Source organism: Mycolicibacter sinensis (genome assembly GCF_001667375.1).
Lineage (GTDB): Bacteria > Actinomycetota > Actinomycetes > Mycobacteriales > Mycobacteriaceae > Mycobacterium > Mycobacterium sinense_A.
In genome coordinates, this window is the sequence record NZ_LZIN01000069.1 from 50,145 (window position 1) to 72,187 (window position 22,043).

24 protein-coding genes are annotated in these 22,043 nt (G+C 70.1%); 7 read left to right on the forward strand and 17 right to left on the reverse strand.

Annotated features, from left to right (window positions below; translation table 11 throughout):
* Nucleotides 1-42 precede the first annotated feature (42 nt).
* The 7 genes from hisF to hisD are packed head-to-tail and all read right to left on the reverse strand — an operon-like array spanning nucleotide 43 to nucleotide 6,101.
* Nucleotides 43-828 carry an imidazole glycerol phosphate synthase subunit HisF gene (hisF, locus tag A5771_RS13340; RefSeq protein WP_064855694.1) on the reverse strand — a complete coding sequence of 262 codons (786 nt, stop codon included), beginning with the start codon at nucleotides 826-828 and terminating at the stop codon, nucleotides 43-45.
* A 1-nt stretch (nucleotide 829) separates the two neighbouring features.
* Nucleotides 830-1,645, reverse strand: coding sequence for an inositol monophosphatase family protein (locus tag A5771_RS13345; RefSeq protein WP_064855695.1), 816 nt, complete (start codon nucleotides 1,643-1,645; stop codon nucleotides 830-832).
* Between the two features lie 8 nt (nucleotides 1,646-1,653).
* Nucleotides 1,654-2,406: a bifunctional 1-(5-phosphoribosyl)-5-((5-phosphoribosylamino)methylideneamino)imidazole-4-carboxamide isomerase/phosphoribosylanthranilate isomerase PriA gene (priA, locus tag A5771_RS13350; RefSeq protein WP_064855696.1), complete on the reverse strand. Its 753-nt coding sequence runs from the start codon at nucleotides 2,404-2,406 to the stop codon at nucleotides 1,654-1,656.
* Nucleotides 2,403-3,017: an imidazole glycerol phosphate synthase subunit HisH gene (gene hisH / locus A5771_RS13355; RefSeq protein WP_064855697.1), complete on the reverse strand. Its 615-nt coding sequence runs from the start codon at nucleotides 3,015-3,017 to the stop codon at nucleotides 2,403-2,405. The genes priA and hisH overlap by 4 nt, the downstream gene beginning before the upstream one ends.
* Entirely contained in the window at nucleotides 3,014-3,628 is a 615-nt protein-coding gene (hisB, locus tag A5771_RS13360; protein ID WP_064855698.1) for an imidazoleglycerol-phosphate dehydratase HisB, read from the reverse strand. The genes hisH and hisB overlap by 4 nt, the downstream gene beginning before the upstream one ends.
* Nucleotides 3,625-4,758 carry a histidinol-phosphate transaminase gene (locus A5771_RS13365; protein ID WP_064855699.1) on the reverse strand — a complete coding sequence of 378 codons (1,134 nt, stop codon included), beginning with the start codon at nucleotides 4,756-4,758 and terminating at the stop codon, nucleotides 3,625-3,627. The genes hisB and A5771_RS13365 overlap by 4 nt, the downstream gene beginning before the upstream one ends.
* On the reverse strand, nucleotides 4,755-6,101 hold the full coding sequence (gene hisD / locus A5771_RS13370) for a histidinol dehydrogenase (RefSeq protein WP_064855700.1): 1,347 nt from the start codon (nucleotides 6,099-6,101) through the stop codon (nucleotides 4,755-4,757). The genes A5771_RS13365 and hisD overlap by 4 nt, the downstream gene beginning before the upstream one ends.
* A 119-nt stretch (nucleotides 6,102-6,220) precedes the next feature.
* On the opposite strand from hisD, the gene A5771_RS13375 reads away from it, so the two are divergent.
* Nucleotides 6,221-6,625, forward strand: coding sequence for a nitroreductase family deazaflavin-dependent oxidoreductase (locus tag A5771_RS13375; protein WP_064855701.1), 405 nt, complete (start codon nucleotides 6,221-6,223; stop codon nucleotides 6,623-6,625).
* A gap of 29 nt (nucleotides 6,626-6,654) precedes the next feature.
* A complete protein-coding gene (locus A5771_RS13380; RefSeq protein ID WP_064855702.1) occupies nucleotides 6,655-7,056 on the forward strand; it encodes a nitroreductase family deazaflavin-dependent oxidoreductase in 402 nt (133 codons plus the stop codon).
* A 20-nt stretch (nucleotides 7,057-7,076) separates the two neighbouring features.
* Here A5771_RS13380 and nadC read toward each other — a convergent pair whose 3' ends face one another.
* From nadC to nadA, 3 genes are read right to left on the reverse strand one after another with little or no spacing between them, the layout of a single operon-like run.
* Nucleotides 7,077-7,946 carry a carboxylating nicotinate-nucleotide diphosphorylase gene (gene nadC, locus A5771_RS13385; protein WP_064855703.1) on the reverse strand — a complete coding sequence of 290 codons (870 nt, stop codon included), beginning with the start codon at nucleotides 7,944-7,946 and terminating at the stop codon, nucleotides 7,077-7,079.
* Nucleotides 7,943-9,517: an L-aspartate oxidase gene (locus A5771_RS13390; RefSeq protein WP_064855704.1), complete on the reverse strand. Its 1,575-nt coding sequence runs from the start codon at nucleotides 9,515-9,517 to the stop codon at nucleotides 7,943-7,945. The genes nadC and A5771_RS13390 overlap by 4 nt, the downstream gene beginning before the upstream one ends.
* Nucleotides 9,514-10,566 (reverse strand): quinolinate synthase NadA, encoded by a 1,053-nt coding sequence (gene nadA / locus A5771_RS13395; RefSeq protein WP_064855705.1) that lies wholly within the window; start codon nucleotides 10,564-10,566, stop codon nucleotides 9,514-9,516. Before nadA ends, A5771_RS13390 begins: the two co-directional genes overlap by 4 nt.
* Nucleotides 10,567-10,612: 46 nt before the next feature.
* On the opposite strand from nadA, the gene A5771_RS13400 reads away from it, so the two are divergent.
* Both A5771_RS13400 and A5771_RS13405 read left to right on the forward strand, forming a co-directional pair.
* Nucleotides 10,613-11,305, forward strand: coding sequence for an NUDIX hydrolase (locus A5771_RS13400; protein WP_064855706.1), 693 nt, complete (start codon nucleotides 10,613-10,615; stop codon nucleotides 11,303-11,305).
* Nucleotides 11,306-11,348: 43 nt separating this feature from the next.
* A complete protein-coding gene (locus A5771_RS13405; RefSeq protein ID WP_064855707.1) occupies nucleotides 11,349-12,686 on the forward strand; it encodes a lipase family protein in 1,338 nt (445 codons plus the stop codon).
* Here A5771_RS13405 and A5771_RS13410 read toward each other — a convergent pair.
* Genes A5771_RS13410 through bioB form a run of 3 tightly spaced genes read right to left on the reverse strand, consistent with a single transcriptional unit; the run spans nucleotide 12,652 to nucleotide 14,554 of the window.
* Entirely contained in the window at nucleotides 12,652-13,308 is a 657-nt protein-coding gene (locus A5771_RS13410; RefSeq protein WP_064855708.1) for a DUF2567 domain-containing protein, read from the reverse strand. The two genes, A5771_RS13405 and A5771_RS13410, sit on opposite strands and share 35 nt — an antisense overlap.
* Nucleotides 13,305-13,541: a hypothetical protein gene (locus A5771_RS13415; protein WP_064855709.1), complete on the reverse strand. Its 237-nt coding sequence runs from the start codon at nucleotides 13,539-13,541 to the stop codon at nucleotides 13,305-13,307. The genes A5771_RS13410 and A5771_RS13415 overlap by 4 nt, the downstream gene beginning before the upstream one ends.
* On the reverse strand, nucleotides 13,541-14,554 hold the full coding sequence (gene bioB, locus A5771_RS13420) for a biotin synthase BioB (RefSeq protein WP_064855710.1): 1,014 nt from the start codon (nucleotides 14,552-14,554) through the stop codon (nucleotides 13,541-13,543). The genes A5771_RS13415 and bioB overlap by 1 nt, the downstream gene beginning before the upstream one ends.
* Before the next feature lie 32 nt (nucleotides 14,555-14,586).
* Between bioB and A5771_RS13425 the strand changes: the two genes are divergently transcribed.
* Nucleotides 14,587-15,159 carry a TetR/AcrR family transcriptional regulator C-terminal domain-containing protein gene (locus A5771_RS13425; RefSeq protein WP_064855711.1) on the forward strand — a complete coding sequence of 191 codons (573 nt, stop codon included), beginning with the start codon at nucleotides 14,587-14,589 and terminating at the stop codon, nucleotides 15,157-15,159.
* On the opposite strand, the gene A5771_RS13430 is transcribed toward A5771_RS13425, so the two are convergent.
* From A5771_RS13430 to A5771_RS13445, 4 genes are read right to left on the reverse strand one after another with little or no spacing between them, the layout of a single operon-like run.
* The gene (locus A5771_RS13430; protein ID WP_064855712.1) at nucleotides 15,156-15,659 is read right to left on the reverse strand and encodes a 2'-5' RNA ligase family protein; all 504 of its coding nucleotides are present in this window, start codon (nucleotides 15,657-15,659) and stop codon (nucleotides 15,156-15,158) included. The genes A5771_RS13425 and A5771_RS13430 overlap by 4 nt on opposite strands.
* Before the next feature lie 3 nt (nucleotides 15,660-15,662).
* Nucleotides 15,663-16,343, reverse strand: coding sequence for a dethiobiotin synthase (bioD, locus tag A5771_RS13435; protein WP_064855713.1), 681 nt, complete (start codon nucleotides 16,341-16,343; stop codon nucleotides 15,663-15,665).
* Nucleotides 16,340-17,497, reverse strand: a complete 1,158-nt coding sequence (locus A5771_RS13440; protein WP_064855714.1) for an 8-amino-7-oxononanoate synthase — start codon at nucleotides 17,495-17,497, stop codon at nucleotides 16,340-16,342. The genes bioD and A5771_RS13440 overlap by 4 nt, the downstream gene beginning before the upstream one ends.
* A gap of 32 nt (nucleotides 17,498-17,529) precedes the next feature.
* The gene (locus A5771_RS13445) at nucleotides 17,530-18,822 is read right to left on the reverse strand and encodes an adenosylmethionine--8-amino-7-oxononanoate transaminase (RefSeq protein ID WP_165606155.1); all 1,293 of its coding nucleotides are present in this window, start codon (nucleotides 18,820-18,822) and stop codon (nucleotides 17,530-17,532) included.
* A gap of 159 nt (nucleotides 18,823-18,981) precedes the next feature.
* On the opposite strand from A5771_RS13445, the gene ripD reads away from it, so the two are divergent.
* Entirely contained in the window at nucleotides 18,982-19,611 is a 630-nt protein-coding gene (ripD, locus tag A5771_RS13450) for an NlpC/P60 family peptidoglycan-binding protein RipD (protein ID WP_064855716.1), read from the forward strand.
* A 177-nt stretch (nucleotides 19,612-19,788) separates the two neighbouring features.
* Nucleotides 19,789-21,918 (forward strand): acyltransferase family protein, encoded by a 2,130-nt coding sequence (locus A5771_RS13455; protein WP_064855717.1) that lies wholly within the window; start codon nucleotides 19,789-19,791, stop codon nucleotides 21,916-21,918.
* The last annotated feature ends 125 nt before the right edge of the window (nucleotides 21,919-22,043 follow it).

Genomic DNA, 22,043 nt, shown 5'->3' on the forward strand with positions numbered 1-22,043 from the left:
GCGCGGCTGGGGGCACCCCCACTGCATCGTCGCCACCGCGAGTCATCGCACAATGATCCCTTCGGCCGCCATCGCCGCTTTGACCTGCCCGATCGTCAGCTCCCGGAAATGAAAGACGCTGGCCGCCAGCACCGCATCGGCGCCAGCATCGACCGCCGGGGCGAAATGCTCCGTCGCGCCGGCTCCCCCGCTGGCGATCACCGGCACGCTCACCGCCGCCCGCACCGCGCGCAGCATCGGCAGGTCGAAGCCGGCCTTGGTGCCGTCGGCGTCCATCGAGTTCAGCAGGATCTCCCCGACGCCCAGTTCGACACCGCGGACCGCCCACTCGACGGCGTCGATTCCGGTGCCGCGCCGGCCGCCATGGGTGGTGACCTCCCATCCCGACGGGGTCGGCGCCGATCCGGTTGGCACCGTGCGGGCGTCGACCGACAGCACGATGCACTGGGAGCCGAACTGGAGGGCCAGCTCGGCCAGCAGCTCGGGACGGCCGATCGCGGCGGTATTCACCGACACCTTGTCGGCGCCGGCCCGCAGCAGCACGTCGACGTCGGCGACGGTGCGCACCCCGCCGCCGACGGTGAGCGGGATGAACACCTGGTCCGCGGTGCGGGCAACCACCTCCAGCATGGTTGCCCGGCCCGACGACGACGCCGTGACGTCAAGAAAGGTCAGTTCGTCGGCGCCCTCGGCGTCGTAGGCGGCGGCGAGCTCGACGGGATCCCCGGCATCGCGCAGATTCGCGAAGTTGACCCCTTTGACGACCCGGCCGTCGTCGACGTCCAGGCACGGGATGACCCGGACCGCCACATCGCTCGGTTGGCTCATCTCAGTAGTCCTCCGGTGCGCCGACCGCGGTCAAGATGTCGAGGATCTCGCGGTGCACGCCCGGTGCGGCGGCCAGCGCCGAGCGCGACTGCGCCGTCCACGGCGCGCCGGTCAGATCCGTGACGATGCCGCCGGCCGCGCGTACCAGCGCGACACCGGCGGCGTGGTCCCAGATGTGGTCGCCGAAACTGAGCGCCCCGCCGAGAATGCCGTCGGCGACATAGGCCAGGTCGATTCCGGTGGCGCCGTGCACCCGCTGCCGCGAAGTCACCCGGCTCAGGCCCTCCAACACCGCGAGCCGATAACGGCCCGGAAAGCGTCCCCGCCACTCGACATTGAACGTGCCGATCCCGACCTGGGACTCCGAGAGCGCCGTTTGGCCCAGCGCCGGCTGGACCGCCCCGTTGCGCAGCAACGGTCCGCCTGCCACCGCGGTGTAGCGCTGGTCGGTGAACGGCAGCCAGGTCAGACCGGCCACCGGCTCACCGTCGCTCAGCAGACCCAACAGGATCGCCGCCAGCGGGGATCCCGCGGCATAGTTGAACGTGCCGTCGATCGGATCCAGCACCCACACCAGCGGGGAATCGATCGGCGGACCGCCGAATTCTTCACCGTGCACGCCGATTCCGGTCGCCGCCACCAAGCCGTCGGTGATCTGACGCTCCAGAGCCAGGTCGACCTCGGTGGCGAAGTCGTTGCCGCCCTTTCGAACCGCCGAACCGGCGCGGTGGCCCTCGAGGAACGGCTGCGCCGCGACATCAAGGATTTTCGACGCCTCGGCGACCAGGGCGTTCAGATCCGCGGTGTCCAGCGCCACGCGCGGGCCTAGCCTTGCACCGCGGTCAGCGCCTCGGGCAGGGTGAACCGCCCCGCGTAGAGCGCTTTGCCGACGATCGCGCCTTCGACTCCGCGGTCCACCAGCGTGGCGATCGCCCGCAGATCGTCGAGGCTGGACACCCCGCCGGAGGCGATCACCGGAGCGTCGGTGCGGTCGGCGACCTCACCGAGCAGCTCCAGGTTGGGCCCGCCCAAGGTGCCGTCCTTGCTCACATCGGTGACTACGTAGCGTGAACACCCTTCGCGGTCAAGACGTTCCAGCACCGGCCACAGTTCGCCGCCGTCGGTCTCCCAGCCGCGTCCGCGCAGTCGGTAGGCGCCTTCCGGACTGTCCTTGTCGAGCTGTACGTCCAGACCGACCGCGATCCGGTCGCCGTGCTCGGCGATCGCGCGGGCACACCACTGCGGGTTCTCCAACGCCGCGGTGCCCAGGTTCACCCGGGCGCAGCCGGTGGCCAGCGCCGCCGCCAGCGAGTCGTCGTCGCGGATGCCACCGGACATTTCGACCTTCACATCAAGGCGGCCAACCACATCGGCGAGCAGCTCACGGTTGGAGCCGCGGCCGAAGGCGGCATCCAGGTCGACGAGGTGGATCCACTCGGCGCCGTCACGCTGCCAGCCCAGCGCGGCTTCGATCGCCGACCCGTACTCGGTTTCGCTGCCGGCCTTGCCCTGCACCAGTCGCACCGCACGCCCGTCGACCACGTCGACGGCCGGCAGCAAGATCAATCGTGTACTCACAGTGCCTCCACCCAGTTGCTCAGCAGTCTCGCCCCGGCATCCCCACTCTTTTCAGGGTGAAACTGGGTGGCGGCCAACGGCCCGTCCTCGACAGCCGCCAGGAACGGTACCTGATGGGTCGCCCGGGTCACCAAAGCCTCGGGACGGCCCTCCCAGCGCTGCGCGGCGTAGGAGTGCACGAAGTAGAACCTGGTGTCGGCGTCCAACCCGGCGAACAAGGTGCTGCCGGCCGGCGCGTCCACGACGTTCCAGCCCATGTGCGGGATCACCGGCGCCTCGAGTCGGGTGACCGCGCCGGGCCATTGCCCGCAGCCGACGGTCTCCACGCCGAACTCGACGCCGCGGGCGAACAGGATCTGCATCCCGACGCAAACCCCCAACACCGGGCGCCCAGCAGCCACCCGTTCGGCGATGATCTTCTCGCCGCGCACCGCGTGCAGCCCGGCCATGCACGCCGCGAACGCGCCGACGCCGGGGACCACCAGTCCATCGGCAGCAGCCGCCGCGTCGGCGTCGGCGGTCACCTCGACCGCGGCCCCGGCCCGCTGCAGGGCGCGCTGGGCTGAACGCAGGTTGCCCGAGCCGTAATCCAGGATCACTACCGACTTCACAGAGCGCCTTTGGTCGACGGCACGCCGGTCACCCGCGGATCGGGCTCCACGGCCTGACGCAGCGCACGGGCGACCGCCTTGTACTGGGCCTCGGTGATGTGGTGCGGGTCGCGCCCGTAGAGCACCCGCACGTGCAGCGCGATACGGGCGTTCGAAGCCAGTGTCTCGAACACGTGGCGGTTGATGACGGTGTGGTAGGGCACCTGCGACCCCGCAATAGTGCTGTGCACCAAGTGATCCGGCTCGCCGGTGTGCACACAGTAGGGCCGCCCGGACACGTCGACGGCGGCGTGCGCCAGTGTTTCGTCCATCGGGATGAACGCGTCGCCGAACCGGCGGATGCCTGTCTTGTCGCCGAGCGCCCGGTCCAGGGCCTGCCCGAGCACGATCGCGGTGTCCTCCACGGTGTGATGCGCCTCGATCTCGACGTCACCTTTGGCGCGCACCGTCAGGTCGAAACTGGCGTGGCTGCCGAGCGCGGTCAACATGTGGTCGTAGAACGGCACCCCGGTGTCGATGTCGACGATCCCGGTGCCGTCGAGGTCGAGTTCGACGGTGATCTGAGATTCGCGGGTGGTGCGTTCCACCCGGGCGCGGCGGCTGCCGGTCATGAAGCTCCTAATGGTTGTGCGAGTTCGGTGGCCGCAAGGCGTTGGCTGGCGGCGAGCAGGGCGTCGTTCTCCTCCGGCAATCCGGTGGTGGCGCGCAGGTAGCCGGCGATGCCGACGTCGCGGATCAGGATGCCGGCATCCAGGTAGCGCTGCCAGGTTGCGGGCGCATCGGCGAATTCGCCGAACAGCACGAAGTTCGCATCGCTGGGGATGACCCGAAACCCCATGGCGATCAATGCCGCACAGACCCGCTCCCGTTCGGAGATGAGCTGCGCGACGCTGCCCAGGGTGTCGTCGGCGTGTCGCAGCGCAGCACGGGCGGCCGCCTGGGTGATCGCCGACAGGTGATAGGGCAACCGCACCAGCAGCATCGCGTCGATCACCGCCGGGGCGGCGATCAGGTATCCGAGCCGGCCGCCGGCGAATGCGAACGCCTTGCTCATGGTGCGGGTGACGATCAGCTTCGTCGGATAGTCGCCGATCAGCCCGATCGCGCTGGGCTGCGACGAAAATTCGCCGTAGGCCTCGTCCACGATCACGATTCCCGGCGCGACGTCGAGCACGCTACGCAGATCATCGAGTGGAATGCTCTGCCCGGACGGATTATTCGGGCTCGCGACGAACACCACATCGGGCTGACGGTCGGTGATGGCCCCGACGGCGACGTCGACGTCCAGCCCGAAGTCCTCGGCCCGGTTCGCAGCCAACCACCGGGTCTGGGTGCCATCGGAGATGATCGGGTGCATCGAATACGACGGGACGAATCCGATCGCGCTGCGGCCGGGACCGCCGAACGCCTGCAGCAGTTGCTGCAGGATCTCGTTGGAGCCGTTTGCCGCCCACACGTTCTCCGGGCCCACTTCGACACCGGTCTGGGTGCTCAGGTAGCCGGCCAGGTCGGTGCGCAGCGCCACCGCGTCGCGGTCGGGATAGCGGTGCAGATCGGCCGCGGCCTCGCGCACCGAGCGGGCGACGTCGTCGACCAGCGCCGCGCTGGGCGGGTGCGGGTTCTCGTTGGTGTTCAGCCGCGCCGGAACGCTGAGTTGCGGTGCGCCGTAGGGCGACTTGCCGCGAAGATCCTCGCGCAGTGGCAGGTCGGCAAGCGTGATCTCGCCTCCGGGACGGGTCACTGCTCGAACCTCCGCCGGACCGCTTCGCCGTGCGAGGGTAGATCCTCGGCGTTGGCCAGGGCGATCACGTGCCCGCTGACATCTTTGAGCGCGGCCTCGGAGTAGTCCACGACGTGGATACCGCGCAGGAAGGTCTGCACCGACAGCCCGCTGGAATATCGCGCGCTGCCCGCGGTCGGCAGCACGTGGTTGGAGCCCGCGCAGTAATCGCCGAGGCTGACCGGGGCGTACGGGCCGACGAAAATAGCTCCGGCCGAACGGATCCGGGCCGCCACCGCGGCGGCGTCGGCGGTCTGGATCTCCAAGTGCTCGGCGGCATAAGCATCGACCACCCGGATACCGGCGTCCAGGTCGTCGACCAACACGATCGCCGACTGGCGCCCGCCCAGCGCGGTGGCCACCCGCTGGCGGTGCACGGTGGTTTCCAGCTGCGCGGCCACTTCCCGCTCGGTCGCGTCGGCCAATTGTGGACTGGTGGTGACCAGCACGCTGGCGGCCATCTCGTCGTGTTCGGCCTGGCTGATCAGGTCGGCGGCCAGATGCGCCGGGTGGGCGGTGTGGTCGGCCAGGATGGCGATCTCGGTGGGACCGGCTTCGGCGTCGATACCGACCTGCGAACGGCATAGCCGTTTGGCGGCAGTCACGTAGATGTTGCCCGGGCCGGTGATCATGTCGACCGGGGCCAGCTCGGCCTGATCGGTGTCGGTGCCGCCGTAGGCCAGCAGCGCCACCGCCTGCGCGCCACCGACCGCCCAGACCTCGTCGACGCCGAGCAACCGGGCCGCCGCCAATATCGTCGGGTGCGGAAGGCCGTCGAAGGCGGCCTGCGGCGGACTGGCGATCACCAGTGAGTCCACCCCGGCGGTCTGGGCCGGGACGACGTTCATCACCACACTCGACGGGTAGACCGCGTTGCCGCCCGGAACGTACAGGCCGACCCGCTCGACCGGAACCCAGCGTTCGGTGACGGTCGCCCCCGGGGCCAGGGTGGTGGTGGTGTCGGTGCGCCGCTGGTCGGCGTGCACCGCGCGGGCGCGGCTGATCACCACCTCCAGGGCGGCCCGCACCGCCGGGTCCAGGCCGGCCAATGCGGTCTGAAGCGCCGCCGCCGGCACCCGGACGGCTGCCGGACGGACCTGGTCGAACGATTCGCCGAAGTCCAGCGCCGCGGCCGCCCCGCGCTCGGCGACCTCCTCGACGATCGGGCGTACCCGCGCCAACACCGCCTCGACGTCGACGCCGCCGCGCGGCAGCACGGCGCGCAGTTGAGCCTTGGAAAGGTTCGACTGGTCGGTGCCACGCAGGTCGATGCGTGCCAGCAGGGCGGTGTTCACGTCGTCCATTGTCCCAGAGCCATCCAAGTGAATTTCGCAGCGCATCGCGCCCGGCTCTCTGATTGCGCCGCGGCAGGTCCGCCCCGGCTAGGGTGGTTCGCAGCGGAAGACGCGGGAATGGAGACGGCATGCCCACCAAGGATCACCCGAAGAGCGTTCCCGGGGTGCCCTACATCTTTCCGGACTGGCTTGACTACCTGCAGCGCACGGTGCAGACCCCGCTGATCAAGCGATTCCACCTGCCGACCTTCGCGGTGATCGACCATCGGGGCCGCAAGTCCGGCGTGCCGTACCGCACCGTGGTGCGCGCGTTCTGCAAGGGCCCGCGGCTAACGGTGCTGCTCGGTCACGGCAAGGCCGACTGGGTCAAGAACGTGCTGGCCGCAGGTGAGGCCGACGTGCGGCTCTTTCGGCGCAGCGTCCACGTCACCAATCCGCGGATCGTGCCGATCGGCGGCGACACCAGCGGGTTGCCGCTGATCGCGCGGGTTGGGGCCCGCTGGGTCGGAATACTCGTCGCTGACATCACCTGAACAAACCCCTCAATCAGAACGGAGTCGCGATGGCTGTCGACAAGGGTGCCGAGAAACTGCCGGTGGTGTTCCCGCCGTGGCTGGACCGGCTGCAGATCAAGTACATGAACCCGGTGGTCAAGCCGCTGTCCCGGTTTCTGCCCGGCATGTCGGTGATCAAGCATCGGGGCCGCAAGTCCGGCAAACCCTACGAGACGGTGGTGACGACCTACCGCAAGGGCAACGTGGTGGCGGTCGCGCTCGGGCACGGCAAGGCCGACTGGGTCAAGAACGTGCTGGCCGCCGGGGAGGCCGACGTGCGGCTGTTCCGCAGCGAACTGCACCTGACCAACCCGCGGATCCTGCCGGCCGGCACCGCCGATGCGTCCCTGCCGTGGGCGGTGCGACTGCAGAACCGCAAGGTGGCGGTGCTGGTCGCCGACATCGCCTGAGCCCTCGGCGTAGGAAAAAGCTACATATCCAAACCGATGTCGAGCACCCGTACCGAGTGGGTGAGCGCCCCCACCGCCAGGTAGTCGACACCGGTGGCGGCGTAGGCGGCCGCGCTGTCCAGGGTCAGCCCGCCGGAGGACTCCAGCAGCACCCCGGGCGCCCGGGTATCCCGGCGCTGCACGGCGATCTGGGTCTGCCACACCGGGAAATTGTCCAACAGCACCAGCTCGGGTCCCTCGGCGAGCACTTCGTCGAACTGCTCCAGCGAATCGACCTCGACCTCGCAAGATACCTCGGGGACGGCCGCCCGGACCGCGCGCAGAGCCGCCGCCACCGACCCCGCGGCAGCGACATGGTTGTCCTTGATCAGCGCTGCGTCCCCCAGCCCCATCCGGTGATTCACCCCGCCGCCGACCCGCACCGCGTACTTCTGCAGCATCCGCAGACCCGGCAGGGTCTTGCGGGTGTCGCGAATCTGCGCCGTCGTGCCGTCCACGGCGTCCACCCAGGCCGCGGTGGCGGTGGCGATCCCGGACAGGTGACAGATCAGGTTGAGCATGGTGCGTTCGGCGGTCAGCAGGCCCCGGGTGTCGGCCTGCAGCCTCAGCACCGGTGCACCGGCCTCCAGGCGGGCTCCCTCGGCCACCCGGCCCAACACCCGGTAGCCGTCGGCGCCGAGTACTTCGTCGAGCACCAGCAGGGCGATGTCGACTCCGGCGATCACCCCAGCCCCCCGGGGCACCAGCGCGGCCTCGGTCACCGCATCCGCCGGCACCGTCGCGGTGGTGGTGACGTCGGGCCCGTAGCGCAGATCCTCGTCGAGCGCCAGGGCGATGATCGCGCGCGCCTCGTTGAGTTCGGTCTCCGACAGTGTCACCGAGCGGGTCATGAGGCCACCCCCGCCGGGACTCCGAGCACCACCGCGCCGTCGCGTACCCGGACGGTGGTGCTGCGGGCCTGAGCGGGATCGGCGCCGGAGAACTCGGCCCGGTGGTGGCAGCCCCGGCTCTCGGGACGCGCCAGCGCCGCCGCGGCGACCACCTGCGCGGACAGTGTCAACGCGGCGTCCTCGAAACCGGTCCGGTCGCTGACCCGCCGCGCCGCGGCCGTGGCCAACAGGTCGGTCAGCCGCTGCAAGCCCCGGGCGTCGCGGACTACCGATGCGTCGCGCGACATCGCTTGCTGCAGGGTTTGGCGGTCCAGCGCGGGCTGCCGGCCCAATTGCGGGGCGCCGGCGCGCACCTGCCCGGCCGCCTCGGCGTGGACCGCCGCCGCCGATCCGGCGCGCTCGCCCACCACCAGGCCTTCCAGCAGGCTGTTGGAGGCCAGCCGGTTGGCGCCGTGCATGCCGGTGCGGCCCACCTCGCCGGCGGCGAACAGGCCGGGTAGCTCGGTGCGACCGTGGGTGTCGGTGACAACGCCGCCGCAGCTGTAGTGCGCGCCCGGGACCACCGGTATCGGCTGGTGCACCGGGTCGATGCCGGCGTCGCGGCAGGCCGCGGTGACAGTCGGAAACCGGCCCTCGAAGCCGCTGATGCCGCGGGCGTCGAGGTAGACGCAGGCGTCGCCGGTTTCGCGGAGCCTGGCGTCGATGGCGCCGGCCACCACGTCGCGCGGCGCCAGGTCCCCCATCGGGTGCACTCCCGCGGTGACCGAGGCGCCCCGGGAGTCGATCAACATCGCGCCCTCCCCGCGCACCGCCTCGGTGACCAGTGGCCGGCGACCGCCGCCCGCGCCGGCAAACAACATGGTGGGGTGGAACTGGATGAATTCCAGATCGCTGACCGCTACCCCGGCCCGCAGCGCCAACGCCAGGCCGTCGCCGGTGGCACCGCCGGGATTGGTGGTCGCGGCGTACAGGTGGCCCACACCGCCGGTGGCCAGCACCACCGACGGAGCGTGGATCACCCCGAGCCCGTCGGCATTGGCCACCAGCACACCGGTGACGGTGTCGGCGTCGCGCAGAATCGCCAACACCACCTGGCCGTGACGGATGTCCAGACCGGCCGCGGCGTGATCCAGGGCGCGCTGCACCTCGGCTCCGGTCGCGTCGCCGCCGGCGTGAATGATGCGGCGCCGCGAGTGCCCACCCTCGCGGGTGATCGCCCAGTTCCCGTCCGCTTCGCGGTCGAATTGTGCACCGGCACCTGCCAATTCGGCGACCGCGCGATAACCGTCGGCCACGATCGAAGTCACCGCGTCGGCGTCGCACAATCCACCGCCGGCGGCCAGAGTGTCGGCGACATGGGCGTGCACAGAGTCGTCGGTGCCCGGCAGCACCACCGCGATTCCGCCCTGGGCGTAGTGCGTCGCGGTCACCGCGTAGCCGGTGTCAGCCTTGCTGAGCACCACCACGTCCCGGCCGGCGCGGCGTGCGGCGCGGGCCGCGGCCCGCCCGCCGACGCCGGTGCCTATGACAACGACATCGGCCCGCTGCTGCCAGCTGGGGCCACCGGTCACTTGCTGACCGGGGCGGAGTGCCCGATCGAGACCATGCGCTGCACGCTGCGCGCCGCCAGGCGCGCGGTCTCCGGGTCGACGTGGATCTCGTCGGCGCCCTCGCTCAGGCTGCGCAGCAGGGCCGCCGGGGTGATCATCTTCATGTACTTGCAGGCCGCTTTGGAGTTGACCGCCTCGAAGTCGACCTGCGGCGCCGCCTTCTGCAGCTGGTAGATCATGCCGACCTCGGTGGCCACCAAGACCTTTCGCGCCTGGGTGCGGCGGGCCTCCTCGAGCATTCCGCCGGTGGACAAGATCTTGACCCGCTCTTCGGGGAAGTGGCCCTCGCCGACCAGATACAGCGCTGAGGTCGCGCAGCCGCACTCCGGGTGGACGAACAGCTCGGCGTCCGGGTTCGCCCGCGCCTTCTCCTCGAGCTCGTCACCGTTGATGGCCGCGTGGACGTGGCACTCACCGGCCCAGATGTGCATGTTCTTGCGTCCGGTGACCCGCTGGACGTGCTGGCCCAGGAACTGGTCGGGCAGGAACAGCACGTCGCGGTCCGGGTCGATCGCATTGACCACGTCCACGGCGTTCGACGAGGTGCAGCAGTAGTCGGTGAGCGCTTTGACCGCCGCCGTGGTGTTGACGTAGGACACCACCACCGCGCCGGGGTGGTCGTCGCGCCAGGCCTGCAGGTCCTCGGCGGAGATCGAATCGGCCAGCGAGCATCCTGCCCGGGCGTCCGGGATCAGCACCGTCTTGTCCGGGGACAGGATCTTGGCGGTCTCGGCCATGAAGTGCACGCCGCAGAACACGATGGTGTCCGCGTCGGTGTCCGCGGCGATGCGCGCCAGGCCCAACGAGTCCCCGACGTGGTCGGCGATGTCCTGGATCGGGGGCAGCTGGTAGTTGTGCGCCAAGATCGTCGCATTGCGAGCCTTTTTCAGCCGGAGGATCTCGGCCACCCACTCCTCGTCGGGCTCGACACCGCTGTAGCCGGCCGGAGAGTTGATGATGCGGTCGGCCAGGCTGCCCGCCTGCACACCGGGATCGGTGAGGGTGGTCATGCGCGACTCCTCTCGCGGTTTAGGTTTTCGACTTACAATCGAAAACATGGTTCATACTAGCACTGCGCATGAGGTGCTCACCGCGGTCTTCCAGGTTGGCGGCCTCGACCGGCGCCGCCCCCGGCTCAACGTTTTGCTGTGGCAGCGCGCCCGGGAACCCCAACTCGGACGATGGTCGCTTCCAGGTGGACTGTTGCGGAACGACGAGGATGTGACGGCCTCAGCGCGCCGCCAGTTGGCCGAGAAGGTGGACCTGCGTGAGATAGCCCACCTTGAGCAGTTGGCTGTGTTCTCCGACCCGCGCCGGGTGCCGGGGGTGCGCACCATCGCCTCGACATTTCTGGGCCTGGTGCCCTCCCCCGCCGACCCCGAACTGCCGGGCGACACCCACTGGCATCCGGTCGACGACTTGCCGCCGATGGCGTTCGACCACGCGACCATGGTGACGCACGCCCACAGCCGGCTGGTTGCCAAGATGTCTTACACGAACATCGGGTTCGCTTTGGCCCCAACCGAATTCATCCTTTCTACGCTGCGCGACATCTACAGTGTGGTGCTCGGATACCAGGTCGACGCCACCAACCTGCAGCGGGTGCTGGTGCGCCGCGGGGTGATCACCCGCACCGGCACCACTGCCCGCTCCGGGCGCAGCGGGGGCCGGCCGGCCGCCCGCTACCGATTCACCGACTCCGAGCTGCGGGTCACCGACGAATTCGCGGCATTGCGGCCGCCAGGGTGAGTCGGACTGGCTTCTTAATGCCCTCTTAAGAGACAATGGCGGGATGGACTTGGACAACCTGGCCCGCGAAACGTCTGTCGAGTGGATCGGACAAGCCCCCCACCAGCCGCTGCAATCCGGCGAACGCCCGCTGCGGCTGGCCGAGGATCCCTTCTATGAGCCGCCGGCCGGCTTCCAGCACGCCGTAGCCGGCACCGTGCTGCGCTCGCGGGAGGTCGAGCTGGCCTTTTTGGGTCTGATCCCCCAGCAACTGGTCGCCACCCAGCTGCTCTACCGGACCGTCGACCGCAACAACATCCCGCAGGCCGCGGTGACGACGGTGCTGGTCCCGGCCGACCGCGATCGCAGCCGTCCCTGCCCGATCGTGTCGTACCAGTGCGCGATCGACGCGGTGGACAGCCGCTGCTTCCCCTCCTATGCGCTGCGCCGGCACGCCAAGGGTTACGGCTCGTTCACCCAGCTCGAGTTCGTGCTCATCGCCGCCACCCTGGCGCAGGGCTGGGCGGTGTCCATCCCCGACCACGAGGGCTGCGACGGGCACTGGGGTGCGCCGTACGAACCGGGTTACTACGTGCTCGACGGGGTGCGCGCCGCGCAACGCGCCGAGCAGCTGGGCTTGTCCCCCGAAGACCCGGTCGGGCTGTGGGGCTACTCCGGCGGGGGCTTGGCCACCGGCTGGGCGGCGGAAGTCTGCGGCGGTTACGCCCCCGAACTCAACATCGTCGGTGCGGTGCTCGGTTCGCCGGTGGGCGATCTCGGGCACACCTTCCTCGGGTTGGACGGGACGTTCTTCTCCGGGTTGCCCGCGGTGATGATCGCCACCTTGGCCAAGATCTACCCCGACTTGCAGAAGGTGATCGACGATCACGCCACTGCCGAGGGCAAGGCGTTGATGCGTTCACTGGAATCGATGACCACGGCCGGCGCCATCATGCGGATGCACCATAAGTCACTCGCGGAGTTCATCGACCAGCCGCTCCAGGATCTGGTGGAACTCCCTGCGGTGCAACACGTCTTCGAGGACACCAAGCTCGGCTGCCAAGCGCCGAAACCACCGGTGTTGATGCTGCAGGCCGTTCACGATCAGGTGATTTCAGTCGTGCACATCGACCACTTGGCCGAGACCTATGCGAACGGCGGCGCCAACCTGACCTATCACCGCGACCTGCTGAGTGAGCACATCCTGCTGCACCCGCTGTCCGCCCCGATGGTGCTGGACTGGTTGCAGGACCGGTTCGCGGGCCGGCCGCTGCCCGCCGGCGCGGTGCAGAGTCAGTGGCCGGCACTGCTGAAGCCCAAGACCTACCTCGGGCTGGCGCGGCTGGGCCTGGTGGCCGCGCGGGTCATCACCGGTGGGGCGCTGCGCCGCCTTCCGCTGTGATGATCGGATTTATTCGGCGGTCCCAGCTTCGCCTGGCCGGCTCGGGCGGATAGCCGCCCAGATCGTCGTGGGTGCTCCAGGTGACGCACAGGCCGTAAACCAGCGCTGCCGTCGCCGCCGGCAACAGTAACGTGGCTGCGACCTGCAACGGAGTGTGCCCGAAGAACACCGGTGGCCCCTCGACGATGTAGTGCACCCGGTGCTCGGCAGAGACCGGCGCGCCGTCGACGTCGACCGTGCCGTAGCGGCGATGCACCAACGCCGCCCCCAGTAACGCCGCCAGCGCCCCGCCGGCGGTCAGGCCCAGTGACAGCGCGGCGACCATGCCCGGGCCCCGGTGCGCGCGCCACTGCCAGGCCAGCGTGGCCGACACCACCGCCACCACGCCCAGCATGCCCAGCAGCAGAAACGGCGCGACGAAGAAATGGGCGGCCTCGTTGCCCAGGTAGGCTTGCACCCGGTCCCCGCGGCGGGACAGCGCCACCACGCCGTGCACCGGTGGGGCGATCCAGGCCCACAACGCACCGATCGGCAACCCGGCGAGGGTCAGTCCGGCGGCGACGGTCAGGCAGGCCCGCCGCCGCGTCAGCCGTGGGGCAAGCTCCGCCGGTGCGCCGATCATCGCTGCGGGTCCAGATCGGCCGAATCCACCAGCCCGTGCCGAGAACACTTGGCCCACCAGCCATCCGGACGGACCTGCACCGTCATCCGGCGCCCGCAGGACGCACAGAACCGCGGCGGCTCCAAGCCCAGCTGGGCGGCTGTCGGGACCGATTCACCGGCGGCGTCCTCGATCTGCACGCCGGTGTAGACGTTGTAGACGCCGGCCCCGACGACCGGCAGGTCGCGAACCATTACAGGGTGGCGTTGAGAGCCTTGATCGGCATCTGCAGGTCGTCGAGCAGTTCCAGGTCTGTCTCTGCGGGACGGCCCAGCGTCGTCAGATAGTTGCCGACGATGATCGCGTTGATCCCGCCCAGGATGCCCTGCTTGGCGCCCAGGTCGCCCAGCGTGATCTCCCGGCCCCCGGCGAACCGCAGCATGGTGCGCGGCAGCGCCAGCCGGAACGCGGCGACCGCGCGCAGCGCGTCGGCGGCCGGCAGCACGTCCAGGTCACCGAACGGTGTGCCCGGGCGCGGGTTGAGGAAGTTCAGCGGCACCTCGTCGGGGTCCAGCTCGGCCAGGTCGGCGGCGAACTCCGCGCGCTGCTCGAGCGTCTCCCCCATGCCCAGGATGCCGCCGCAGCACACCTCCATACCGGCTTCGCCGATCATCCGCAGAGTCTCCCAGCGCTCCTCCCAGGTGTGGGTGGTGACCACGTTGGGGAAGTGCGACCGGGCGGTCTCCAGGTTGTGGTTGTAGCGGTGCACGCCCATCGCGGCGAGTTGATCCACCTGCTCCTGGGTCAGCATGCCCAGTGAGCAGGCGATCTGGATGTCGACCTCATTGCGGATCGCCTCGATACCGGCGGCGACCTGAGCAAGCAGCCGCTCGTCGGGCCCGCGCACCGCGGCGACGATGCAGAATTCGGTGGCGCCGGTCTTGGCGGTCTGCTTGGCCGCCTCGACCAGGCTGGGAATGTCGAGCCAGGCGCTGCGCACCGGCGATTGGAACAGCCCGGATTGCGAGCAGAAGTGGCAATCCTCCGGGCAGCCACCGGTTTTCAGGCTGATGATGCCCTCGACCTCGATCTCGGGACCGCACCAGCGCATCCGCACGTCGTGGGCCAGCGCCAGCAGTTCCTCGAGCCGCTCGTCGGGCAGTTGCAGCACCTCGAGGACCTGATCCCGCCGCAACGCCTCGCCGCGCTCCAGAACCTGCTCACGGGCCAGCGTCAGGATGTCGTCGGTCACACGTGCTCCCCTCAAAACTTGAACGGTGTTCAGGTTAGGGTAGCGGGGTGCAGCTGCACAAACTTGACGTGGTCGCCGCGGCGGCCACCATCCTGGACAACTACGGCATCGCCGACCTGTCGATGCGCCGGGTGGCGCGCGAGCTGAACGTCAGCCCCAGCGCGCTGTACTGGCATTTCGCCAACAAACAGCAACTGCTCGGGGCGGTCGCCGACCGGGTGCTCGGCCCGGCCTGCGCGGACCCGGGACCGGGCAGCTGGCAGTGGCGGATGCAGACCGTGGGCGAGCGCCTGCGCGATGCGCTGCTGTCCCACACCGACGGCGCCGAACTGGTGTCGGCGAGCATGGCCGCGGGTCAGTCCCGGGCGGCCACCGAGATCCTGGCCCTGCTGGCGGGCGCGGCCACGGCGGCCGGTGTGGATCCCGATCAGGCCGGGCAGGTCGCCCGCACCGTCGTCTACTACGTCTTGGGGTTCACCGCCGACGAGCAGTCCCGCCTGCAGTGGGACGCCGCCGGGGCCGCCGAGATCACCTCCGATGCCGACCCGAGCAGCGCGTTCGCGTTCGGGCTGGGATTGCTGATCGACGGACTGACGATGCGGGCCGGGCTCGCGGTCTAGATCGGATACTCGGTGCGGGTGTTGCCATCCCAGCGACGCAGGCCGACGAACCGCCCGGTGATATCGGGGTGGCCGGCGATGCGCTGAGCGCGACCCAACTTGGCCGGACCGATCCGGCGGGCCAGCGTGGTGTGCGCGGTCCACCGGCCCGGCAGCGCGTTGGGCATCGGCGCGGGGATCAGGTGTGGCGCACACACCCGGTGCACCTGGGCATGCAGGTCCAGCAATTCGACGGTCGGCACCACCAACCGCGCCAGCACCCCGTGTGAGCGACCGAAGAGCACCGTCGGGCCCAGGATGCAGTCGATCGGCAGCCGGTCGGCGACTGCGGCCAGCTCCGCGTCGACCCGGGAATCGATGCGCTGGGCGACGGTGAGGGTGACGTGCGGGCGGGGGGCCGGGGCCGGGCGGGGCAACCCGGCCGCGGCCAGCTGCGCCCAGATATCGCGGACCGTCATCTCGGTCTCGACGTCGAAGACCAGCTCGATCGAGTGCACCATCGCTCAGCCCGCCAGCGCGCGCACCCAGTCGGCGTCGAAAGCGGCACGGCTCATCTGGGCGAACTCGGCAACGCCCAGGGACGCCGAACCCGCCGGCAGCGCGGCACGCACCGGCGCCAGCCGCGCCAATGCCCCGTGATTGCTCGCGGCAGCCGGCCCGGGCTGTGCGGGCCAGCTGCCGATCACCAGACCGGCGCATGACAAGCCTTGCCCGGCAAGTGATTCCAGGGTCAGAGCGGTGTGGTTGAGGGTGCCCAGTTCGGCGTTGACCACCACCAGCACGGCCGCGCCGAGGTCCACGGCCAGATCCCGCAGAGTGACTCCGTCGGCGGCCAACTCGACCAGCAGCCCGCCGGCGCCCTCGACCAGGGTCACCCGTCCGGGGCGGTCGGCGGCGTGGATCGTCGCCAGCAGCTCCGCGCGGGTGGGCAACGTCCTCCCGGCCTGTTCGGCGGCCGCGACCGGGGCCAGCGGCTCCGGGTAGCGGGCCGTCCCGCACAGCTCGGTCACCCCCGAGAGCCGCCCGACCTCGGCCAGGTCGTCGTCGCCGTCGGCGGTGCCGGTCTGCACCGGCTTGCACACCGCCACGTCCAGGCCGGCCTGGCGGGCACAGCAGGCCAATGCCGCGGTGGCGATGGTCTTCCCGACTCCGGTGCCGGTTCCGGTGATGACCAGGACCGTCATTGCGCCGCGGCGCGGTGGTCGTGCAGCACCTGGGTCAGCACCCGGCCGGCCAACTCGAGGTCGTCGGCGGTCAGCGAGGCCCGCGCGGTCAGCCGCAGTCGCGAGGTGCCGGCGGGCACCGTGGGCGGCCGGAAACAGCCCACCCCCCCCCCGGCGTCCAGACAGGCGGTGGCGGCGGCCACCGCACGCTCGGCGTCGCCGAGGATCACCGAGACCACCGCCGACTCCGGGCGCTGCTCGACGTCGCAGATGTCGGCCAACTCAGCAGCGTGGCGCAGCACGTCGGCGGCGCGGGAGGGCTCGGCGGCCAGCACGCCCAGGGCGGCCGACGCGGCACCAAGGGCCGCCGGGGCCAGCCCGGTGTCGAAGATGAAGGTCCGGGCGGCGTCGATGAGGTGATCCCGCACCGCGGCCGGCCCCAGCACCACGCCGCCCTGGCTGCCCAGGGCCTTGGACAGCGTGGTGGTCACCACCACGTCGGGCGCTCCGGCCAGCCCGACCTCATGCACCAGCCCCCGACCGCCGGCGCCGCGCACCCCCACCGCGTGCGCCTCGTCGACGATCAGCAGCGCGCCGTACCGGCGGCACACCTCGTGCAGGTCCGGCAACGGAGCCAATGCGCCGTCGGCGCTGAAGACCGACTCGGTGATCACCACGGCACGTTTCTCGGTGCGGCCGGCCAGTGCCGCCGCCACCGCCTCGACATCGCGGTGGCCGGTGATCACTACCCGCGCCTTCGACAAGCGGCAGGCGTCCACCAGGGAGGCGTGGCAGTAGGCGTCGGAGACCAGCAGCGACCCCGGACCTGACAGGCTGACGACGGCACCGATATTGGCGGTATAGCCCGAAGAGAACACCAAACCCGCTGGGGCGCCGACGAAATCGGCCAAGTCTTGCTCGAACTGCTGGTGCAGTTCGGTATTGCCGGTCACCAGCCGGGATCCGCCGGCGCCGCCGCCCCAGGTCTGCAGCGCCTCGATCCCGCCGGCGATGACGGCCGGGTGCGCCGAGAGCCCGAGGTAGTCGTTGGAGGCCAGGTCCAGCTCGGTGGTGACGGCGGGCCGCACCCGCAGGGAGCGCCGCAGCCCGTCCTGGCGGCGCTGCTGTTCCACCCCGGCCAGCCAGGCCAGCGGAGACAGATCCGTGCGGGTCACCGTGCACTCCCTCGACGACAGTTGAACACCGTTCAGGTTAAGGCACGGACCACACCGACCATCGCGGCACCGATGCGGGCGATCTCGTCGGGCGTGCACACATAGGGCGGCATCGCGTACACCAGGTTGCGGAACGGGCGCAGCCAGACCCCGTGCGCCAGCGCGGCCGGCGTGGCCACCGCCAGGTCCACCGGCTCCCGGCATTCGATCACCCCGATCGCGCCGCACACCCGCACGTCGGTGACTCCCGGCAGCCCGCGGGCCGGTTCCAGGGCGGCGGTGAGTCCCGCACCGATCTGTGCTACGCGCGAGCGCCAGTCCTGGCCCAGCAACAGCTCGGTGCTGGCCACCGACACCGCGCAGGCCAGCGGGTTGGCCATGAAGGTGGGCCCGTGCATCAGGGCGCCGGCCTCCCCGCCGCTGATGACATGGGCGATCTCGGTGCTGCACAGCGTCGCCGCCAGGCTGAGGTACCCGCCGGTCAGCGCCTTGCCGACACACATGATGTCGGGGCTGACACCGGCATGTTCGGCGGCGAACAGCTCGCCGGTGCGGCCGAACCCGGTGGCGATCTCGTCGAAGATCAGCAGAACGCCGTGGCGGGTGCAGGCCTCGCGCAGATCACTCAGGTAGCGCGGGTCGTGAAAGCGCATGCCGCCGGCGCCCTGCATCACCGGTTCGACCACCACGGCCGCCAGTTCGTCGCGATGGTGCTGTAACAGCGCCTCGAAGGCGGCGCTGTAGGCCGGGTCGTAGTCGCGGGGCACCTGCGGGGCGAACACCTGCGCGGCCAGCACGTCCACCCACAGCTTGTGCATGCCGCCGTCGGGATCGCAGACGCTCATCGGGGTGAAGGTGTCACCGTGGTAGCCGCCGCGCCAGGTCATCAGCCGGTACTTGGCGGGCCGGCCGCGGGCGCGCCAGTACTGCAGCGCCATCTTCACCGCCACCTCCACCGACACCGAACCGGAGTCGGAGAAGAACACCGTGTCCAGCCCCGGCGGGGTGATCTCCACCAGCAGCTGCGCCAGCCGCGCCGCGGGCTCGTGGGTGAGGCCACCGAACATGACGTGATTCATGGTGGCCAGCTGCGCGGTCATCGCCGCGTCCAACACGGGGTGGCCGTGGCCGTGGATCGCGGTCCACCAGGAGCTCATGGCGTCGAGCACCTCGACCGGCGCGTTATCGACGATCAGCGTCAGATAGGCGCCGCGGGCAGCCACCGCTACCGTCGGCGCGGGCGTCTCGGCGCCGATCGTGCTGTAGGGGTGCCACACGTGGGCGGTGTCGATGGCGCTGATCTGCTGGGGAGTCAACGCGGACATGACTGACGACAGTAGTGCAGGTCGTCGGCCGTAACCGTTCGGTCACAGGTTGCCGAATTTCTGCCCAGCGACGGCGCAGGGCGCGTACCCGCCGGTACGCTTTGTGACAGAAGTGACCAATGATGCTGCCGTGATCACCGGCGCGAGAGGGGATGTCCGATGAAACGCATCTGCGCCACCGCGATCGCTGTGGCGGCGGCATTGGCCCCGGCGTTCAGCGCCGCCGGGTCCGCCGGCGCCGACCCGATCTCGCAGTCCGGTCAAAGCCAGCTCATCGAGCGGGTGATCCAACGCGCCCTCTCCCAGCGCGGGGTGCCCTACGTCTACGGGGGCGGCGACGTCTCCGGGCCCACCAACAACGCCCGGGCCCGCGCCGCCACCACCCGCAGCGCGCTGACCGACGTCACCGGCCGCACCGGGCTTCCGGGCGGCCCCACCGTCGCCGGCAGCACCGCCCCGGTCCTGCCGGGCACCGCCGTGCCGCCCACCGCGGACATCCCGGACACCACCACCGTCGGCTTCGACGCGTCCGGCCTGATCCAGTACGCCTACGCCGGCGCCGGCATCAAAATGCCGCGCACCTCCGGCGAGCAGTGCAGCGTCGGCCACAAGGTCCCGCCCGCGCAGGCCCGCCCCGGCGACCTGCTCTGCTACGGACCGGGCGGATCGCAGAGTGTCGCGCTGTACCTCGGCAACAACCAGATGATCGAGGGCACCAGCCCCGCAGTCACGGTCTCACCGGCCCGTACCTCCAACATGGTCCCCTATCTGACCCGGGTGATTCCCTAGACACACCCGGTCGACATCACAGCCGTTGGAATACGGCTTCTCCAGCCCGATTAGGTAGATTATCGGGCGATCATGATTGCCCTGTCCCCGCCGCGACCGGCGGCAACACCTGTTGCGGCGCCCCCCGCCGAGCGACCCATCGCCGGGTCCGTTCCGGCGCCCGGGTCGGCGGCTGCGATGGGAACCCGCAAGACGGGTTTCTACCGCCACGACCTCGACGGGCTGCGCGGCATCGCGATCGCGTTGGTGGCGGTGTTCCACGTCTGGTTCGGCCGGGTCTCCGGCGGGGTGGACGTCTTCCTGGCGCTGTCCGGCTTTTTCTTCGGCGGCAAGCTGCTGCGCGTCGCGCTGAACCCGACGTCGTCGCTGTCACCGGTGCCCGACCTCATCCGGCTGGTTCGGCGCCTGCTGCCCGCCCTGGTGGTGGTGCTGGCCGCCTGCGCGGCGCTGACAATCTGGATCCAGCCCCAGACCCGTTGGGAGACCTTCGCCGACCAGAGCCTGGCCAGCCTGGGCTACTACCAGAACTGGGAGTTGGCCCGCACCGCCTCGGATTACCTGCGCGCCGGTGAGGCGGTCAGCCCGCTGCAGCACATCTGGTCGATGTCGGTGCAGGGCCAGTTCTATCTCAGCTTCCTGCTGCTGATCTTCGGTTTCGCGTTCGCCTTCCGGCGGCGGCTGCGCACCCATCTGCGCACCGCATTCGTGGTGCTGCTCACCGCGCTGACGGTGGCGTCGTTCTGGTATGCGGTCGTCGCGCACCAGTCCAACCAGGCGCTGGCCTACTACAACAGCTTCGCCCGGGCGTGGGAGCTGTTGCTCGGCGCGCTGGCCGGGGCGCTCGTGCCCTATATCCGCTGGCCGATGTGGCTGCGGACCGCCGTCGCCACCGTTGCGCTGGCGGCGATCCTGAGCTGCGGTGCCCTGATCGAAGGCGTGCAGGAATTCCCCGGCCCCTGGGCACTGGTGCCGGTCGGTGCCACGGTGGCGTTCATCCTGGCCGGCGCCAACCGGCACACGCACCCGAGCACCAGCGAAAAACTCCCGTGGCCCAGCCGGTGGCTGGCCACCGGGCCGCTGGTGACGCTGGGCGCGATGGCCTACTCGCTGTACCTGTGGCATTGGCCGCTGCTGATCTTCTGGCTGTCCTACACCGGCCACAAACACGCCTCGGTGCTCGAGGGCGCCGGCATCTTGCTGCTGTCCGGCGTGCTGGCCTACCTGACCACCCGGCTCGTCGAGGACCCGCTGCGCTCCCGCGCATCGGCCACCGCCAGGCCGGTTCCGCAACGCATTCGCTGGCGGAAACCGCCGGCCGGCTGGTGGCTTTCCCACTTTCGAAGGCCGACCATGGCGTTGGGCTCGACGGTGGTGCTGCTGGGCGTTGCGCTCACCGCGACCTCGTTCACCTGGCGCGAACACGTCACCGTCCAGCGCGCCAGCGGCAAGGAACTGGCCAAGCTCAGCAAGGACGACTACCCGGGTGCCCGCGCGCTGATCAAGCATCAGCGGGTGCCCAAGCTGCGGATGCGGCCCACCATCCTGGAGGCCAAGAAGGACCTGCCACGCTCCACCCGCGACGGCTGCATCAGCACCTTCACCAACCCGGCCCTGATCAACTGCACCTATGGTGACTTGGAGGCCACCCGAACCGTCGCGCTGGCCGGCGGGTCGCATGCCGAACACTGGCTGCCGGCGCTGGACATCCTGGGCCAGAAGCACCACTTCAAAGTGGTGACCTACCTCAAGATGGGTTGCCCGCTGTCCACCGAGAAGGTGCCGCTGATCATGGGCAACAACGCGCCCTATCCGCAGTGCTACGAGTGGGTGGGCAAGACGATGGACAAGTTGATCGCCGACCACCCGGACTTCGTGTTCACCACCGCCACCCGGCCGTGGAACATCAAACCCGGCGACGTGATGCCGGCAACCTACATCGGGATCTGGCAACGGTTCTCCGAGCACAAGATCCCTATCCTCGGCGTGCGCGACACCCCGTGGCTGGTGCGCGACGGTGACCCCTTCCAGCCGGCGGACTGCCTGGCCTCCGGGGGTGACGCGACGTCCTGCGGCATCAAACGCTCCGAAGTCCTCGTCGACCGCAACCCCACCCTGGATTTCGTCGAACGATTCCCGCTGCTCAAGCCGCTGGATCTGTCCGATGCGGTGTGCGACACCGACATCTGCCGCGCCGTGGAGGGCAATGTGCTGATCTATCACGATTCCCATCACCTGTCGGCCACCTACATGCGCACCATGACCGGTGAACTCGGCCGACAGATGGGCGCGGCCACCGGATGGTGGTGAGCCCGGTCGCGCCCACGGTCTGGCCCGGGCACAGTTACCCGCTCGGCGCCCGGGATTAAGCCGCCCGGGACAAAATAGGGGGGGGGGGGGGGGGGGGGGGGCGGGGGGGGGGGGGGGGGGGGGGG

What these genes read in the sequence shown, in the direction of transcription:
- A5771_RS13430 (WP_064855712.1), bottom strand. Translation starts at nt 15,659, where the DNA reads ATGGTGCACTCGATCGAGCTGGTCTTCGACGTCGAGACCGAGATGACG.
- nadC (WP_064855703.1), bottom strand. Translation starts at nt 7,946, where the DNA reads ATGACCCGCTCGGTGACACTGTCGGAGACCGAACTCAACGAGGCGCGC.
- bioD (WP_064855713.1), bottom strand. Translation starts at nt 16,343, where the DNA reads ATGACGGTCCTGGTCATCACCGGAACCGGCACCGGAGTCGGGAAGACC.
- A5771_RS13380 (WP_064855702.1), top strand. Translation starts at nt 6,655, where the DNA reads ATGGCTGTCGACAAGGGTGCCGAGAAACTGCCGGTGGTGTTCCCGCCG.
- A5771_RS13400 (WP_064855706.1), top strand. Translation starts at nt 10,613, where the DNA reads ATGGTTCATACTAGCACTGCGCATGAGGTGCTCACCGCGGTCTTCCAG.
- nadA (WP_064855705.1), bottom strand. Translation starts at nt 10,566, where the DNA reads ATGACCACCCTCACCGATCCCGGTGTGCAGGCGGGCAGCCTGGCCGAC.
- A5771_RS13455 (WP_064855717.1), top strand. Translation starts at nt 19,789, where the DNA reads ATGGGAACCCGCAAGACGGGTTTCTACCGCCACGACCTCGACGGGCTG.
- A5771_RS13415 (WP_064855709.1), bottom strand. Translation starts at nt 13,541, where the DNA reads ATGGTTCGCGACCTGCCGGTCGTCGGGGCCGGCGTCTACAACGTCTAC.
- A5771_RS13375 (WP_064855701.1), top strand. Translation starts at nt 6,221, where the DNA reads ATGCCCACCAAGGATCACCCGAAGAGCGTTCCCGGGGTGCCCTACATC.
- hisD (WP_064855700.1), bottom strand. Translation starts at nt 6,101, where the DNA reads ATGGACGACGTGAACACCGCCCTGCTGGCACGCATCGACCTGCGTGGC.
- A5771_RS13410 (WP_064855708.1), bottom strand. Translation starts at nt 13,308, where the DNA reads ATGATCGGCGCACCGGCGGAGCTTGCCCCACGGCTGACGCGGCGGCGG.
- ripD (WP_064855716.1), top strand. Translation starts at nt 18,982, where the DNA reads ATGAAACGCATCTGCGCCACCGCGATCGCTGTGGCGGCGGCATTGGCC.
- A5771_RS13405 (WP_064855707.1), top strand. Translation starts at nt 11,349, where the DNA reads ATGGACTTGGACAACCTGGCCCGCGAAACGTCTGTCGAGTGGATCGGA.
- hisF (WP_064855694.1), bottom strand. Translation starts at nt 828, where the DNA reads ATGAGCCAACCGAGCGATGTGGCGGTCCGGGTCATCCCGTGCCTGGAC.
- hisB (WP_064855698.1), bottom strand. Translation starts at nt 3,628, where the DNA reads ATGACCGGCAGCCGCCGCGCCCGGGTGGAACGCACCACCCGCGAATCT.
- A5771_RS13445 (WP_165606155.1), bottom strand. Translation starts at nt 18,822, where the DNA reads ATGTCCGCGTTGACTCCCCAGCAGATCAGCGCCATCGACACCGCCCAC.